This is a genomic window from Pseudomonas sp. FSL R10-2189, from assembly GCF_009600325.1.
Taxonomy (GTDB): Bacteria; Pseudomonadota; Gammaproteobacteria; order Pseudomonadales; family Pseudomonadaceae; genus Aquipseudomonas; species Aquipseudomonas helleri.
In genome coordinates this window covers 108,758-125,230 of the sequence record NZ_WIVZ01000015.1, presented here as the reverse complement: position 1 = coordinate 125,230, position 16,473 = coordinate 108,758, and the positions used below count along the sequence as shown (strand labels likewise).

Annotated in this window: 12 protein-coding genes; 1 reads left to right on the top strand and 11 read right to left on the bottom strand. The window is 56.4% G+C overall.

What is annotated here, in order from left to right:
* Nucleotides 1-218 precede the first annotated feature (218 nt).
* The 11 genes from GHO32_RS13100 to mtnA form a co-directional block, all read right to left on the bottom strand.
* The gene (locus GHO32_RS13100; protein ID WP_178113887.1) at nt 219-1,493 is read right to left on the bottom strand and encodes a Wzz/FepE/Etk N-terminal domain-containing protein; all 1,275 of its coding nucleotides are present in this window, start codon (nt 1,491-1,493) and stop codon (nt 219-221) included.
* A 254-nt stretch (nt 1,494-1,747) separates the two neighbouring features.
* The gene (locus tag GHO32_RS13095) at nt 1,748-1,996 is read right to left on the bottom strand and encodes a lipopolysaccharide assembly protein LapA domain-containing protein (RefSeq protein WP_048391291.1); all 249 of its coding nucleotides are present in this window, start codon (nt 1,994-1,996) and stop codon (nt 1,748-1,750) included.
* Between the two features lie 24 nt (nt 1,997-2,020).
* The gene (ihfB, locus tag GHO32_RS13090; RefSeq protein WP_003447108.1) at nt 2,021-2,317 is read right to left on the bottom strand and encodes an integration host factor subunit beta; all 297 of its coding nucleotides are present in this window, start codon (nt 2,315-2,317) and stop codon (nt 2,021-2,023) included.
* Between the two features lie 350 nt (nt 2,318-2,667).
* A complete protein-coding gene (rpsA, locus tag GHO32_RS13085; protein WP_019826775.1) occupies nt 2,668-4,362 on the bottom strand; it encodes a 30S ribosomal protein S1 in 1,695 nt (564 codons plus the stop codon).
* Between the two features lie 123 nt (nt 4,363-4,485).
* On the bottom strand, nt 4,486-5,175 hold the full coding sequence (gene cmk / locus GHO32_RS13080) for a (d)CMP kinase (RefSeq protein ID WP_123750437.1): 690 nt from the start codon (nt 5,173-5,175) through the stop codon (nt 4,486-4,488).
* The gene (locus GHO32_RS13075; RefSeq protein ID WP_371924465.1) at nt 5,172-7,379 is read right to left on the bottom strand and encodes a bifunctional prephenate dehydrogenase/3-phosphoshikimate 1-carboxyvinyltransferase; all 2,208 of its coding nucleotides are present in this window, start codon (nt 7,377-7,379) and stop codon (nt 5,172-5,174) included. The genes cmk and GHO32_RS13075 overlap by 4 nt, the downstream gene beginning before the upstream one ends.
* Nucleotides 7,380-7,407: 28 nt before the next feature.
* Nucleotides 7,408-8,520, bottom strand: a complete 1,113-nt coding sequence (gene hisC, locus GHO32_RS13070) for a histidinol-phosphate transaminase (protein WP_153334757.1) — start codon at nt 8,518-8,520, stop codon at nt 7,408-7,410.
* A 10-nt stretch (nt 8,521-8,530) separates the two neighbouring features.
* Nucleotides 8,531-9,625 carry a prephenate dehydratase gene (gene pheA, locus GHO32_RS13065; RefSeq protein WP_048368510.1) on the bottom strand — a complete coding sequence of 365 codons (1,095 nt, stop codon included), beginning with the start codon at nt 9,623-9,625 and terminating at the stop codon, nt 8,531-8,533.
* A complete protein-coding gene (gene serC / locus GHO32_RS13060) occupies nt 9,625-10,710 on the bottom strand; it encodes a 3-phosphoserine/phosphohydroxythreonine transaminase (RefSeq protein ID WP_371924462.1) in 1,086 nt (361 codons plus the stop codon). The genes pheA and serC overlap by 1 nt, the downstream gene beginning before the upstream one ends.
* 186 nt (nt 10,711-10,896) lie before the next feature.
* The gene (gyrA, locus tag GHO32_RS13055) at nt 10,897-13,548 is read right to left on the bottom strand and encodes a DNA gyrase subunit A (RefSeq protein ID WP_123750435.1); all 2,652 of its coding nucleotides are present in this window, start codon (nt 13,546-13,548) and stop codon (nt 10,897-10,899) included.
* Between the two features lie 387 nt (nt 13,549-13,935).
* On the bottom strand, nt 13,936-15,012 hold the full coding sequence (gene mtnA / locus GHO32_RS13050) for an S-methyl-5-thioribose-1-phosphate isomerase (protein ID WP_153334755.1): 1,077 nt from the start codon (nt 15,010-15,012) through the stop codon (nt 13,936-13,938).
* 108 nt (nt 15,013-15,120) lie between these two features.
* Here mtnA and GHO32_RS13045 point away from each other — a divergent pair, with 108 nt between their 5' ends.
* Nucleotides 15,121-16,452 carry a TRZ/ATZ family hydrolase gene (locus GHO32_RS13045; RefSeq protein ID WP_153334754.1) on the top strand — a complete coding sequence of 444 codons (1,332 nt, stop codon included), beginning with the start codon at nt 15,121-15,123 and terminating at the stop codon, nt 16,450-16,452.
* The last annotated feature ends 21 nt before the right edge of the window (nt 16,453-16,473 follow it).

Sequence of the window (16,473 nt, the reverse complement as noted above, 5' to 3'; positions counted from 1 at the left end):
TGGTGTCCACTTAAAATCAGGTGGACACCATCGCCTTAGGCGACGCTCTCAGGTAGGTGTGTTGCCCGGACGGTTACATTAGAATGCTGCCCTGGCGTGTCATCTGCAATTCATGACACGAGCCTGTGACGCCGCTAATGGCACCATGATGTTTAACAATCGGATATGCCATGTAGTGCTCTCGCCAGTCAGACCTAGGGGCAATCGACATACGAGCTTTAGAATCTGCGCGCAGCCAACGAATCTCGCATCAACACAATCAAGGCCCCTGCCGCACAACCAAAAGCCACACCCAGAACTACAAACAAGATTTTCCTGGGTTTGATTGGACTCAGAGGTTCCAGTGCTTTACGGTCAATTGCCACTAACTGAATACCACTGAAATCAAGATTGCCAGCCTTACCCAAGCGTGAAATTTCAGCTCGAAAGGGCTGTACCCCATTCAGAAAAAGTTCCTCATTTTCACGCTTTTCAAGCACTTCAACTTCACGATTATTTTGTAGCATCCACATTTCACGCGCGATGTGAGCGATACGCGCCTCAGTGAAGTCATCACTGTTACGCTTCAACAATGCAGAGCGTTCCGCTTCGAGGATCTCGACCCCCATAAAATAAAGTGGGATCTGCTGATTGTTGATCTCGGTGTACATGGTAGGCCCTTCACCCACGCGAGAACTCTCAGCCAAACCCGATGGCGTCGTTGGCTTTTGAATCCCCAACGACTGAGCAATATCGATTGCCTCCTTTAATTGAGCTATTCGATCCATTCGCCCAACCCTGAGCTGCTTTCGTAGCGCAACAAGTTCGTCCTGCAATTTCGAACGCTGAACGCCATCGCTCTCCAGCAATGTTGCAATGCGGGCTTGCTTGCTCACGTCATATTCAGCGCGAGCCGCGTCGATGCTGTCCTCAAGTTCCACAAGACGGTTCTCAATGATGATCTTGAGGTCAGCTTCTATATGTTTACGCTCCACTTCAATTGCATACTCAACGAAGCCATTGAGAATTTGGGCACCGTCAACGCCTTCGGGATAATTCAGCTCCAAGCGAATAAGAGCACTTGTCGACCCGACCTTATTGATAGGGGGCGTAATCACCTTCAACGAAGCTCTATTGAAGGACTCAAAGCTCTGCTCAAGCGTAACGCCTGGCCGCTGCAAATAACTGAACAGTGCCTGATTCGCCCTAAAAAAACCTAAGCGCACTCCATATGACTCAAGAGCTGAGCCCACTCTTGTCAGTGCCTCATCGGGAGGAAGTGTGTAGACACCTGAACGGTTAAGTGCATCCAGCGCATTAAGCGCAACCGGACGAAGCACGCTGGCAACCTGATACTCAGATGTGATGAGTCTGGTATAGGTATAAGCAGACAAACCAAAGAGTGTGCCCAGTAGCAGAATCAGACGCCTGCCCTGCCAAATCAGTTTGTAAATGCCAAAAATATCGATGTTATGCCGTGAGACGGCACTGGAAACAGAGGAAGTATTGCTCACCAACAAAGCCTGCTTTCAATGAAACATGGCGGGCTCGGTTGCAGGGATATTCATTGCTGGACAGCAGGTGTGTAAATCAGAGCACCTGAATAAGCAGGGAAATAGCTGGCAATCGAGGATTGGCCGTATTCTGCATGCATTACCAAGGCGTACATAGAATACGAAGCCTGACTTTCTGTAGGACTTTTCCTATGAAAGCGACTGCTGCGGGACCAAGGAGGCGCTCCTTGCCCCGATGCGCCAAGCTCTTTGTTTTAAGGCTGCAACACGCTGCGCTTCAATCGTGCAGCTTTTCGCTTGTATGCAATAAAGCCCATTGCAGGCCCAATCAGCATGCCAAGCAGCAATGCACCGATAAAAAACAGTGAAGCTGGCAGCTCAGGTGTACTCCACCCAAGAAAAACCAAAGACGTGGGCTGCTGGTTTTCGAGAATAAAAATCATCGTCCCGAAAATAACTACCAGCGCAAAAGCCACCAGAACTGCACGCTTAACGCTACTCATCTGTAACTCCCATGTCCCTAAGGATTAAATATCGTCTTCCTCATCTTCGTTCACTCGATCCCGTAGCTCTTTACCCGGCTTGAAATGAGGAACAAATTTACCGTCGAGACTTACAGACTGGCCGGTTTTTGGGTTACGGCCGACCCGTGGTGCACGGTAATGCAGCGAAAAACTACCAAAGCCACGGATTTCAATTCGATCTCCGGTCGCCAAGCACTGCGACATTTGTTCAAGCATGGTCTTGATAGCCAGCTCTACATCTTTGGATGAGAGTAGCCCTTGATGGGTGACAATTCGTTCGATCAACTCCGACTTCGTCATATTTTTCCCTTCTTTTTCAAGCAGCTAGATCAGCGCTTCAAAGGTTTTAGCATGATCAATCGAATTTGAACAGCCCAGATCTTGACTTATCTTTGCAGACCTCTGCGCAATTGCTCAGGTATGCCTGACATACCTGCTAACCATCACTTCAGGTGCAGCGCACCATCAACTTGCCCGATATGCGCGCTGAGAGGCTCTAACCGTTAATTTAGATGGATCCCGTGTACCAGAGCTGGGCGCTATAAAAGCCTCCAAAATCGCTGCATAGCGGCCCTGAGCAGGCAAAACTCAAATCGCAGGCAACAAAAAAGGGCGACCTAAGTCGCCCTTTTTCTATGGTCAATCAGAACTTAGTTCTGTTTTTCCATTTGTGCACGCAGCAGGTCGCCCAGAGTGGTCGGACCAGCAGCGATCTCAGAGGTAGCTGGCTTGTCGCGCAGGCTCTGGATTGCTTCCTTCTCGTCTTCAACGTCTTTCGACTTGATGGACAGTTGGATTACGCGGCTCTTGCGATCAACGCTGATGATCTTGGCTTCTACTTCTTCGCCTTCTTTCAGAACGTTACGCGCGTCTTCGATGCGGTCACGGCTGATTTCGGAGGCTTTCAGAGTTGCTTCGATATCGTTGGCCAGAGTGATAATGGCGCCTTTAGCGTCAACTTCTTTCACGATGCCCTTAACGATTGCGCCTTTGTCGTTCTCTTGTACGTACTCGGAGAACGGATCGCTTTCCAGCTGCTTGATACCCAGGGAGATACGCTCACGCTCTGGATCAACAGACAGGATAACGGTGTCAAGCTCGTCGCCCTTCTTGAAACGACGTACAGCTTCTTCGCCCACTTCGTTCCAGGAGATGTCGGACAGGTGAACCAGGCCGTCGATGCCGCCGTCCAGACCAATGAAGATACCGAAATCGGTGATCGACTTGATGGTGCCGGAGATTTTATCGCCCTTGTTGAACTGGCCAGAGAAATCTTCCCATGGGTTAGATTTGCACTGCTTGATGCCCAGGGAGATGCGACGACGCTCTTCGTCGATGTCCAGAACCATAACTTCCACTTCGTCGCCGACTTGTACGACTTTCGAAGGGTGGATGTTTTTGTTGGTCCAGTCCATTTCAGAAACGTGTACCAGACCTTCAACGCCTTCTTCCAGCTCAGCGAAGCAGCCGTAGTCGGTCAGGTTGGTTACACGAGCGGTAACGCGAGTGCTTTCTGGGTAACGGGCTTTGATAGCAACCCATGGATCTTCGCCCAGTTGCTTCAGGCCCAGGGAAACACGATTGCGTTCGCGATCGTACTTCAGAACCTTGACATCGATCTCGTCGCCAACGTTGACGATTTCGGAAGGATGCTTGATGCGCTTCCAGGCCATGTCAGTGATGTGCAGCAGGCCATCAACGCCACCCAGATCGACGAATGCGCCGTAGTCGGTGAGGTTTTTGACGATACCTTTAACTTGCTGACCTTCTTGCAGGGATTCCAGCAGAGCTTCACGCTCAGCCGAGTTCTCTGCTTCAAGTACGCTGCGACGCGAAACAACAACGTTGTTGCGCTTCTGGTCAAGCTTGATGACCTTGAATTCCAGCTCTTTGCCTTCCAGGTGCGTGGTGTCGCGCACTGGACGAACGTCAACCAGAGAACCTGGCAGGAACGCACGGATGCCGTTAACGTCGACAGTGAAGCCGCCTTTAACCTTACCGTTGATAACGCCCTTGACCACTTCTTCAGCTGCGAAGGCTGCTTCCAGAACGATCCAGCATTCAGCGCGCTTGGCTTTTTCACGGGACAGCTTGGTTTCGCCAAAGCCGTCTTCGACCGCGTCCAGCGCAACGTGAACTTCATCACCGATGTTGATGTTCAGTTCGCCAGCGTCGTTGTGGAACTGCTCCAGCGGGATGAGGCCTTCAGACTTCAAACCAGCGTGAACGGTAACCCAACCAGCTTGGTAATCGATATCAACGATGATAGCGGTGATGATCGAGCCAGCCTGAAGATTCAGGGTTTTTAGGCTTTCTTCAAACAGTTCTGCAAAGCTTTCGCTCATTTTAATTCCTGTTGATCAAGGGCGAAGGAATACGCCCATCTGCCACATTCCAGACAATGTGGGTTACGTTCATATAAAAGAAGGCATGCAGGACTATTTCTGGTCTCCTGCACGCGTTCTTGGTCATCCGGCGAGATCGCGAAGGGCGATTTCACTCTTGATGCGTTCTAACACCTGCTCGATGGATAACTCCGTGGAGTCAAGCTGTATGGCATCAGCCGCCGGCTTTAGCGGGGCTATTGCACGCTGCGTGTCACGCTCATCACGGGCACGTATCTCATCCAACAGACGCGGGAGACTAACATCATCCCCCTTGGCCTTCAACTGCAAGTAACGGCGACGGGCCCTCTCCTCGGCGCTGGCCGTCAGGAAAATCTTCAGCGGCGCCTCAGGAAAAACCACTGTTCCCATGTCGCGACCGTCGGCAACCAGCCCCGGAAACTCCCTGAATGCACGCTGACGCTGCAGCAAAGCCTCGCGAACAGCGGGTAACGCCGCCACTTGCGATGCACCCTTAGCAACCGTCTCATTACGAATAGCCAGCGTGACGTCTTCACCCTCGAGGATGATACGCGCCGATTTACCTTCCGTCGCCCCGACGAACTGCACGTCAAGGTGAGCCGCCAACTGACTTAACAACGCTTCGTTATCGAACGCGACACCATGATTGACAGCAGCAAACGCCAGCAAACGGTATAAGGCGCCAGAATCCAGCAATGCCCAGCCCAAATGCTCGGCCAGGCGACCTGCAACGGTACCCTTGCCCGAACCGCTAGGTCCGTCGATGGTGATGACTGGCGCCACCGAGATCACGACTGCGCCTCTTGCGCCACACGAATACCGACCTGTTTGCACAGCGCCAGGAAGTTCGGGAAAGACGTCGCGACGTTAGCGCAATCGTGAATACGGATTGGCGCCGTAGCGCGCAGCGAAGCAATGCTGAATGCCATCGCAATACGGTGGTCGCCATGACCATGAACCTCACCGCCACCGATGGAACCGCCATCAATAATGATACCGTCAGGGGTCGGTTCGCATTTGACGCCCAAGGTCAGCAAGCCGTCAGCCATCACCTGGATACGGTCCGACTCCTTGACCCGCAGCTCTTCGGCGCCGCGCAGAACAGTACGACCTTCAGCCACCGCCGCAGCCACGAACAGCACCGGGAATTCATCGATGGCCAATGGCACCAGCGCTTCCGGAATGTCGATACCTTTAAGCTTGGCAGCCCGAACACGCAGGTCCGCCACTGGCTCGCCGCCCACTTCGCGCTGATTTTCGAGGGTGATGTCAGCACCCATCAAGCGCAAAATGTCAATCACGCCTGTGCGAGTAGGGTTGATGCCTACGTGCTCCAGCAACAGGTCCGACCCTTCAGCGATGGAAGCCGCAACCAGGAAGAACGCCGACGACGAGATATCGCCCGGCACTTCGATATGCGTCGCCGTGAGCTTGTGGCCCGACTCGACCGACGCCGTAGGTCCGTTGACACTGACCGGGTAACCAAAACCACGCAACATGCGCTCGGTGTGATCGCGGGTTGGCGCTGGCTCAGTGACAGAGGTCGTGCCTTCGGCATACAAACCCGCCAGCAACAGGCAGGACTTCACTTGGGCACTGGCCATTGGCAATGTGTAATTCACGCCTTTGAGCGCGTGACCGCCACGAATGGTCATGGGCGGGCGACCCTCAGCCGCCGTTTCGATCACAGCGCCCATTTCACGCAGCGGGTTGGCCACACGGTTCATTGGGCGCTTGGTCAGCGATGCATCACCGGTCAGCGTCGTGTCAAAGCTCTGTGCGGCCAAAAGACCCGACAACAAGCGCATCGACGTACCTGAGTTACCCAGATATATGGGCCCAGGTGGCGCTTTCAAGCCATGCAGGCCAACGCCGTGAATGGTCACTCGACCCTGGTGCGGTCCTTCAATGACAACGCCCATGTCACGGAACGCTTGCAACGTTGCCAGAGCGTCTTCGCCCTCAAGAAAACCTTCAACCTGCGTCGTGCCCTCAGCCAACGAGCCGAGCATGATCGAGCGGTGAGAAATGGACTTGTCGCCTGGCACACGGATTTGGCCAGTTACAGTGCCACCTGGTTCAGCCAGGAAAATCAGATCATTTGAATTCATAGGGTCCACATATGCCCGGCGGGCCAGGATTTTACTGAAATGCTCTCGAGCAACCCGGGCGCGGGTAAAAACGCCCAGCAATTGATGCCCGTCCCCTGCATCGACCGCGTCGCGCAAGGCGTCGAGGTCGCTACGAAATGTATCCAATGTGCGCAGCACCGCCTCGCGGTTAGCGAGGAAGATGTCATGCCACATTACCGGGTCGCTCCCGGCGATTCTTGTGAAATCGCGGAAGCCCCCTGCAGCGTACCGAAAGATCTCCAGATTCTCATTGCGCTTGGCAAGAGAATCGACCAACCCAAACGCCAGCAGGTGCGGCAGATGACTGGTTGCAGCGAGGACTTCGTCGTGGCGTTCGACCTGCATATGTTCAACATCTGCACCCAGTGCGCGCCACAACGTATCGACCAGGGCCAGCGCAGCAGGATCGGTTTCGGCCACAGGCGTCAAAATAACCTTGTGCCGCTCGAACAGACTGGCATTTGAAGCCTCGACACCGCTTTGCTCAGACCCGGCAATTGGATGCCCCGGCACGAAACGCGGCGGCATGGCACCAAACGCCTGAGCTGCAGCGCGCACCACGTTACCCTTGGCACTGCCGACATCGGTCAATACCGCATGGCCCAGATCAATGCCCGCCAATAAGGCGAGCATTTTCTCCATCGCCAGAATTGGCACGGCCAACTGAATAACGTCGGCGCCACGGCAAGCCACCGCCAGATCAGCTTCACAACGATCAACCACACCCAGTTCGACTGCCAGGGCTCGCGACCTCGGGTTCAGATCAACACCGACCACCTCGGCGCACAAGCCACTTTCACGCATACCTTTAGCGAAAGAGCCACCAATCAGGCCCAATCCCACAACCACCAGCCGGCCTACAATAGGCGCAACAGGTTTCAGCGATATAACATCAACCACGAGCAAGAACCTTGGCCAGCGCCTCAAGCAAGCGGGTGTTTTCCGCTGGCAGACCAATGGTGATACGCAAGTGATTCGGCATGCCGTAGTTGGCCACCGGGCGCACAATTACGCCTTCACGCAGCAAGCCTTGATAAACCGGCGCTGCGACCTGCCCCAGATCCACCGCAATAAAATTGCCTTTGGATGGAATCCACTGCAAGCCCAACTCACGGAAGCCGTCTTGCAACTGCTCCATGCCCGCCTCGTTGAGGCGGCGGCTTTCGGCCAGATAGTCGGCATCTTGTAGCGCAGCGCAGGCCGCGGCCAGCGCCAGGCTATTGACATTGAATGGCTGGCGAACGCGGTTTAACACGTCGGCCACCACAGCGCTCGACAACCCGTACCCTACCCGCAAGGCGGCCAGGCCATAAGCCTTGGAGAAGGTTCGCGAGACCAGCAAGTTCGGGTAAGCCGACAAGAACTCCACGCCATCCGGCAATTCACTGCCTTCTGCGTACTCGATATACGCCTCGTCCAGAACCACCAGCACACGCTCAGGCACATCTTGCAAAAACTCGTTGAGCGCCTCGGCGCTGAACCAGGTGCCGGTCGGGTTGTTCGGGTTGGCGAGGAACACCACACGGGTGTTCTCGTCTATAGCCCCCAGCATGGCCGGCAAGTCATGCCCCCAATCTTTGGCCGGGACAACATGCGCCGTCGCACCAATGGCCTGGGTCACGATCGGGTACACCGCGAACGCATGCTCGCTGAACACGGCATTCAAGCCTGGCGCCAGGTACGCACGCGCAACTAGTTCCAGAATGTCGTTAGAACCATTGCCCAGCGTCACTTGATTCAGTTGCACGCCAGTTTGCTCGGCCAGCAAGGTTTTCAGGGCGAAACCGTTGCCGTCTGGATAACGCGTCAACTCAGTCAGTTCTTCACGAATGGCCGCCAGCGCCTTGGGGCTTGCACCCAAAGGGTTTTCGTTGCTGGCCAGTTTGACGATGGTCGCCGGATCAATATCCAGCTCACGCGCCAGCTCGTCCACAGGCTTGCCCGGGACGTATGGCGAAAGTTGCTGCACGCCCGGCTGTGCCAGGGCGAGGAAATCACCGCTCATGTAAACCGCCTCAGAGAACCGCTTTCGGATAGGAGCCCAGCACTTTGAGCGCTACGGCCTCCTGACTGATCTGCTCCAGCACACTTTTGACCAACGGGTCGCGGTGGTGGCCAGCAAAGTCAATAAAGAACACATAGGTCCACTTGCCGCTGCGCGATGGACGCGTCTCAATGCGCGTGAGGTCGATGCCGTTTTCATGGAATGGCACCAACAGCTCATGCAGCGCACCCGGACGGTTGCTCATCGACACGATAATCGAGGTTTTGTCGTCCCCGGTCGGCGGCACTTCCTGGTTGCCAATCATCAAGAAGCGCGTGGAGTTATCCGGGCGATCTTCGATTTTTTCAGCCAGACGGGTCAGACCGTACAGGCCTGCTGCCATATCGCCAGCAATCGCTGCGGAGTTCCACTCGCCTTTAACCCGCTTGGCCGCCTCGGCATTGCTCGACACGGCAATGCGCTCAACGTTCGGGTAGTGCGCGTCCAGCCATTTGCGGCACTGGGCCAACGACTGGGCATGCGAATAGATACGGCTAATGCTGTCAGTTTTGGTGTTTTCGCCCACCAGCAGGTGGTGGTGGATACGCAGCTCAACTTCGCCGCAGATCACCATGTCGTGCTCAAGGAAACTGTCCAGCGTATGGTTAACAGCGCCTTCGGTAGAGTTCTCTACCGGCACCACACCAAAGTTCACCGCACCCGCCGCCACTTCACGGAACACTTCATCAATCGCAGCCATCGGCTTGCTGATGACCGCGTGACCAAAGTGCTTCATGGCCGCAGCTTGGGTAAAGGTGCCTTCAGGGCCCAGATAAGCCACTTTCAGCGGCTGCTCCAGCGCCAGGCAAGAAGACATGATTTCGCGGAACAACCGCGCCATCTCTTCGTTGCCCAACGGGCCCTTGTTGCGCTCCATCACACGCTTAAGCACCTGAGCTTCACGCTCAGGGCGGTAAAAGACCGGCACTTCGCCTTCAGCCAGCGACGCCATCTTGACCCGTGCCACTTCCTGAGCGCAGCGGGCACGCTCACTGATCAGCTCCAGAACCTTCTCGTCCAGGCTGTCGATACGCAGGCGCAAGGCCTTGAGTTCTTGCTCGGACATTAGCCGTGTTCCTTCTCGAACTCTGCCATGTAAGCCACCAGCGCATTCACTGCGTGGATGTCCACGGCGTTATAGATCGACGCACGCATGCCGCCCACCGAGCGATGGCCTTTGAGGTTCAACAGGCCGCGAGCGTCAGCACCCGCCAGGAATGGCTTGTCGAGACGGTCGTCAGCCAGACGGAACGGCACGTTCATCCACGAGCGGTCAGTCTTGTTGATCGGGTTGCTGTACAAGCCACTGGCGTCGATGAAGTCGTACAAAGTGCGCTTTTTAACTTCATTGAGCTTGCCGATGGCTTCAACGCCACCCTGCTCTTTCAGCCACTCAAACACCAGGCCAGACAAGTACCAGGCCAGCGTTGGCGGGGTGTTGTACATCGAGCCATTGTCGGCGGCGACCTTGTAATCGAGCATGGTCGGGCAGAACGAGCGTGCACGCCCCAGCAGGTCTTCGCGGATGATGTTCACCACGATACCGCTTGGGCCAATGTTCTTCTGTGCGCCAGCGTAGATCATGCCGAAACGGGAAACGTCGACTGGGCGCGACAGGATGTCCGAGGACATATCGGCAACCAGCGGAACGTCGCCGGTTTGCGGAATCCAGTCAAACTCCAGGCCGCCGATGGTTTCGTTCGGCGCATAGTGAACATAGGCCGCGTCTTTGGAGAGGTTCCACTCGTTCTGGCCAGGAATCGCAAAGTAATCGTAGTTCTTGGCGCTGGCAGCCACGTTGATGTGGCCATAGCGTGCAGCTTCTTCGATGGCTTTTTGCGACCAGATACCGGTGTCGATGTAATCCGCCGAGCCATTTTCAGGCAGCAGATTCAACGGGATCTGGGCAAATTGCTGGCTTGCGCCGCCTTGCAGAAACAGGACTTTATAGTTCGAGGGAATAGACAGCAGGTCGCGCAGATCCTGCTCAGCCTTGGTTGCAATGGACACGAACTCATCGCTGCGATGGCTCATTTCCATAACCGAGAGGCCCTTGCCATGCCAGTCGAGCAACTCAGACTGGGCACGCAACAGGACGGCTTCAGGAAGCGCAGCAGGACCTGCGCAGAAGTTATAGGCTCGTTTGCTCACATCCACTCTCGCTCTGATTTGGTGGGTCATGCAATAAATCAACAAGAGCTGCACCGCATGGCAAAGCGCCAATCTGTTCTGTGCACACCGGCCTGGCGGCTCAAAAAAATCAGTGCTTCGCTACACGTTGCAGCCCCAACACATACAACAAGGGGGCGAATCTTCATCCGCCCCCTGTGTGTCCGCTTATTCCTGCGGTTCTTCTTCGTCAGCGCCAGCCTCTAGCGGCTGCTCGTCGTCAACGCCATCCTGGATGGCCTCGCCCTCGAGTTCAACGTCATCGTCGAGTTCTTCGCCTTCCACTTCCGAAGGCTCCTGTACCCGCTCAAGCCCGACCAGCGTTTCATCGCTGGCCAGTTTGATCAAGGTCACGCCCTGAGTGTTACGACCCAGGCTCGACACTTCGTCAACACGCGTACGCACCAACGTACCCTGGTCAGAAATCAGCATGATTTCTTCGCCATCCTGAACCTGGACAGCGCCAACCAGACGACCGTTACGCTCGTTGCTGACCATGGCAATTACGCCCTGACCGCCACGCTTGTACTCAGGGAACTCGCTGATCGCCGTACGCTTGCCGTAGCCACGCTCGGACGCCGTAAGGATCTGGCTGCCTTCTTCCGGGATCAGCATCGAGATCAGCTTTTGACCTTCTGGCAGACGCATGCCGCGAACACCACGGGCCGTACGGCCCATCGCACGTACGTCGGACTCTTTAAAGCGAGTCACTTTGCCACCGTCGGAGAACAGCATGACTTCGCGCTCGCCATCAGTGATAGCAGCGCTGATCAGTACGTCGCCTTCGTCCAGCTCCAGGGCGATCAGCCCCACGCTGCGTTGACGGCTGAAAGATTCCAGCGGGGTCTTCTTCACGGTGCCGTTAGCGGTAGCCATGAAGATGAAATGACCTTCGGTGTATTCCTCGACCGGCAACATGGTGGTGATGTATTCACCCTCATCCAGCGGCAGCAGGTTGACCAGCGGACGACCGCGCGCGGCACGGGACGCTTCTGGAATTTCGTAAGTCTTGAGCCAGTACACCTTGCCCTTGCTGGAGAACAGCAACAGCGTGGTGTGGCTGTTGGCTACCAGCAGGTGAGCAATGTAGTCCTCATCTTTCACGCCAGTGGCCGACTTGCCTTTACCGCCACGACGCTGAGCCTGGTACGCAGCCAACGGCTGGGTCTTGGCATAGCCACCGTGGGAGATGGTCACAACGCGCTCTTCTTCCGGAATCATGTCGCCCAGTGTCAGGTCGAGACGATGATCCAGAATTTCGGTACGGCGCACGTCGCCGTATTCCGCACGAATGACTTCCAGCTCTTCGCGGATCACTTCCATCAAGCGCACAGCGCTGTTGAGAATGCGGATCAGCTCGCCGATCTGGTTCAGAATCTCTTGGTACTCAGCCAGCAGCTTCTCGTGCTCAAGACCGGTCAAGCGGTGCAGGCGCAATTCAAGAATAGCCTGAGCCTGTTCTGGCGACAGGAAGTACTTGCCGTCGCGCAGACCATATTGCGGGTCAAGGTTTTCAGGGCGGCATGAGTCGGCACCGGCACGTTCAACCATCGCCACTACCGCCGTCGACTCCCAAGGGGTGCTGATCAGCGCTTCCTTGGCTTCAGATGGCGTAGGCGACGCTTTGATCAGCGCAATCACCGGGTCGATGTTGGACAGTGCAACGGCCTGACCTTCAAGGATATGGCCACGCTCACGGGCTTTACGCAGCTCGAAGACGGTACGACGGGTCACCACTTCACGACGGTGACGCACGAACGCTTCAAGCAGGTCCTTGAGGTTCAGGATGCGCGGACGGCCGTCGATCAGGGCAACAATGTTGATCCCGAACACGCTTTGCAGCTGGGTCTGTGCATAGAGGTTATTGAGAATAACCTCAGGCACTTCACCACGACGCAGCTCGATCACAACACGCATGCCGTCTTTGTCGGACTCATCACGCAGCTCGGTGATGCCTTCGAGCTTCTTCTCTTTAACCAGTTCAGCGATCTTCTCGATCAGACGCGCCTTGTTCAACTGGTAAGGCAGCTCAGTGATCACGATCTGCTGACGGCCGCCAACCTTGTCGATGTCTTCGATAACCGAACGGGCGCGCATGTAAATGCGACCACGGCCAGTGCGATAGGCTTCGATGATGCCGGCACGGCCGTTGATGATGGCCGCTGTTGGAAAATCCGGGCCCGGGATGAACTGCATCAGTTCGTCGACGCTCAACTCCGGGTTGTCGATCAATGCCAGGCAGCCATCAATGACTTCACCCAGGTTGTGCGGCGGGATGTTGGTGGCCATGCCCACAGCAATACCGCTGGAGCCGTTGACCAACAAGTTGGGAATACGCGTTGGCATGACCGCCGGGATCAGTTCAGTGCCGTCATAGTTCGGCACCCAATCCACGGTTTCTTTATGCAAGTCGGCCAGCAGTTCGTGAGCCAACTTGGTCATGCGCACTTCGGTGTATCGCATGGCAGCGGCGTTGTCGCCGTCAACCGAACCGAAGTTACCCTGACCGTCTACCAGCAGGTAGCGCAGGGAGAATGGCTGAGCCATTCGAACGATGGTGTCGTAAACGGCCGTATCACCATGCGGGTGATACTTACCGATAACGTCACCGACCACACGGGCAGATTTCTTGTACGGCTTGTTCCAGTCGTTACTCAGTTCGCTCATCGCAAACAGCACACGCCGGTGCACGGGCTTCAAGCCATCGCGCGCATCAGGCAGTGCCCGGCCGACAATTACGCTCATTGCGTAGTCGAGGTAGGACTGTTTCAGCTCGTCTTCGATATTGACCGGGAGGATTTCTTTGGCCAGTTCGCCCATGAGAAGCCTGATTCCTTTTTCGGGTGAAACTTCGCCACATCCATTCGGGACGAACGAAGCTCGCCGCCGCTGGCCACGTGCCACGCAACGACTTACGACAAATCAACGAGTTAACCTACGGATTTGCGCAGTAAGGGCAACCCTTGCAGGGCACCCCGGAAACCGCCGGATGTTATCACAATCGCCGCCACGCACCTATCCCCCAGATGCGCATGGAGCATAGTAATTGGACCGATTGCAGGCTTGAGCGTGTCCAGAGGGACTCTGAGCCCACTTGAGGGGCCCTGCCACCCAGGTTTTTAGTGAGCACCGAAGGCTGCGATAGGCGCCGCAGGCCTTCGTTTGTATCATCTGGCAATAAGGGGGGGAGGAGCCTGCGTCAGCGCATCAATGCAACCGCTTGCGGCACATCAATTGCGCCATTTTGGCAGCGTCCGGGCGCTCAACAATGCCCTTCTCGGTCACGATCACGTCAATCAGGTCTGCCGGGGTCACGTCAAACACCGGATTGAACGCCTGAACGTCCGCGCCGACACGCTTGCCACCCACTTCCAGCAATTCACTGCCGTTACGCTCTTCAATCGGGATGTCTTCGCCGCTGGCCAGATCCATGTCGATGGTTGAACTCGGCGCAACCACCATAAAGCGCACACCGTGGTGCATGGCGTTGACCGCCAACTGATAGGTGCCGATCTTGTTTGCCACGTCACCGTTGGCGGTAATCCGGTCAGCGCCGACAATCACCCAGGTCACGCCCTTGGTTTTCATGATATGGGCTGCGGCCGAGTCCACGTTCAAAATCACCGGGATCCCTTCGTTGGCCAGTTCCCAGGCAGTCAGGCGCGAGCCTTGCAGCCACGGCCGGGTTTCATCGGCATACACCTGCTCGATCATGCCCTCGATCCATGCGCCGCGAATCACCCCCAGTGCCGTGCCAAAGCCGCCGGTTGCCAGCGCTCCGGTGTTGCAATGGGTCAATACGGTCTGAGCATTGCCCTGATGGCGACGAATCACATCGACACCCAACTGCGCCATTGTCAGATTGGCCTCGCGGTCGCTCTCATGGATCGCGACGGCTTCGTCTTCCAGCGCCTGCAGCGCATCGGGGTTGTCTTTGCAGCGCTCCAGACGGTCGCGCATGCGATTGAGCGCCCAAAACAGGTTCACTGCGGTCGGTCGCGAGTTCGCCAGCAGGGAAAAATCCTGTTCCAGCGCCGCTACCCAGTCACCGCCTGCCGCCTTGCGATCACGCGCCGCCAGCACCACGCCATAAGCCGCCGCAATACCTATCGCCGGGGCGCCACGCACCACCATGTCACGAATGGCCTGGGCAACCCCGTCAGCGTCGGTATAGGCCAGCCAGTTCTCTTCAAAAGGCAAAATGCGCTGATCCAGCAGATGCAGGGCTTCACCCTGCCAATCAATGGCCTTTACCTTTTCAGCGGCCAACAGTCGATCGCGCATGACTTCCCCTATCACCCTGATACAAAACCGCCGATTATAGCGAGCCCGCCCCCAAGACGCTCGGGTATACTTCGCGTCCTTTTTATAATGCACCGGAAGTCGTTTTTGATGCCAACCCAGCCCTTGACCTTCGACTTATTGCTGCTCCCCACCTGGCTCGTACCTGTTGAACCCGCCGGGGTCGTACTCAAGGACCACGCTGTGGGCATCCAGGACGGACGCATTATATTCATGGGGCCACGCCACCTCGCCGAAAAACACACCGCCATTGAAACCCGCGAACTCCCCGAAATGCTGCTCAGCCCGGGGTTGATCAACGCTCACGGTCATGCAGCAATGACGTTGTTCCGCGGCATGGCCGATGACCTGCCCCTGATGACCTGGCTGGAAAACCATATCTGGCCGGCCGAAGCCAAGTGGGTCGATGAGGCGTTCGTTCGCGACGGCACCGACCTGGCCATAGCCGAGCAGATCAAAGGCGGCATTACCTGCTTCAGTGACATGTATTTCTTCCCCAAGGTGGCCAGCGAGCGCGTGCACAACAGCGGTATCCGCGCACAAATTGCCTTCCCCATTCTGGACTTCCCGATTCCGGGCGCCAGCACCGCAGACGAATCCCTGCGCCAGGCGGTAGAACTGTTTGGCGACCTGAAATACCACCCGCGCATCAAAATCGCGTTCGGCCCGCACGCGCCGTATACCGTCGGTGACGAAAACCTCGAGAAAGTCCGGGTAATTGCCGACGAACTCGATGCTGCCGTACAGATGCACGTGCATGAGACCGCCTTCGAAGTGCAACAGGCCGTCGAGCACAATGCCGAACGCCCGATGGCCCGCCTTGCCCGCCTGGGCTTGCTGGGCCCGCGCTTTCAGGCCGTGCACATGACTCAAATCAACGATGAAGACCTCAGCCTTCTGGTAGAAAGCAACTCCAGCGTGATCCATTGCCCTGAATCCAACCTCAAATTGGCCAGCGGTTTCTGCCCGGTTGAGCGTTTGTGGCAAGCCGGCGTCAATGTCGCGGTTGGCACCGACGGGGCCGCCAGCAATAATGACCTCGATTTGCTCGGTGAAACCCGCACTGCTGCCCTGCTGGCCAAAGCCGTATCCGGCTCGGCCACGGCACTGGACGCTCACCGCGCACTGCGTATGGCAACGCTCAACGGCGCTCGCGCCCTGGGCCAGGAGAGCGAAATCGGCTCGATCGAAGTCGGCAAAGCGGCTGATATGGTGGCATTCGATCTGAGCGGTCTTGCCCAGCAGCCGGTCTACGACCCCGTCTCGCAGCTGATCTACGCCACTGGCCGCGATTGCGTGAAACATGTATGGGTCGCCGGCAAGCAACTGCTGGATAACGGCCAACTGACGTGCCTGGACGAGCAACAACTGTGCGCTACCGCCAAAGCCTGGGGCGAGCGTATAAACAGCCATACTCATTGATTCCAAGCCTCAGGGCCACGG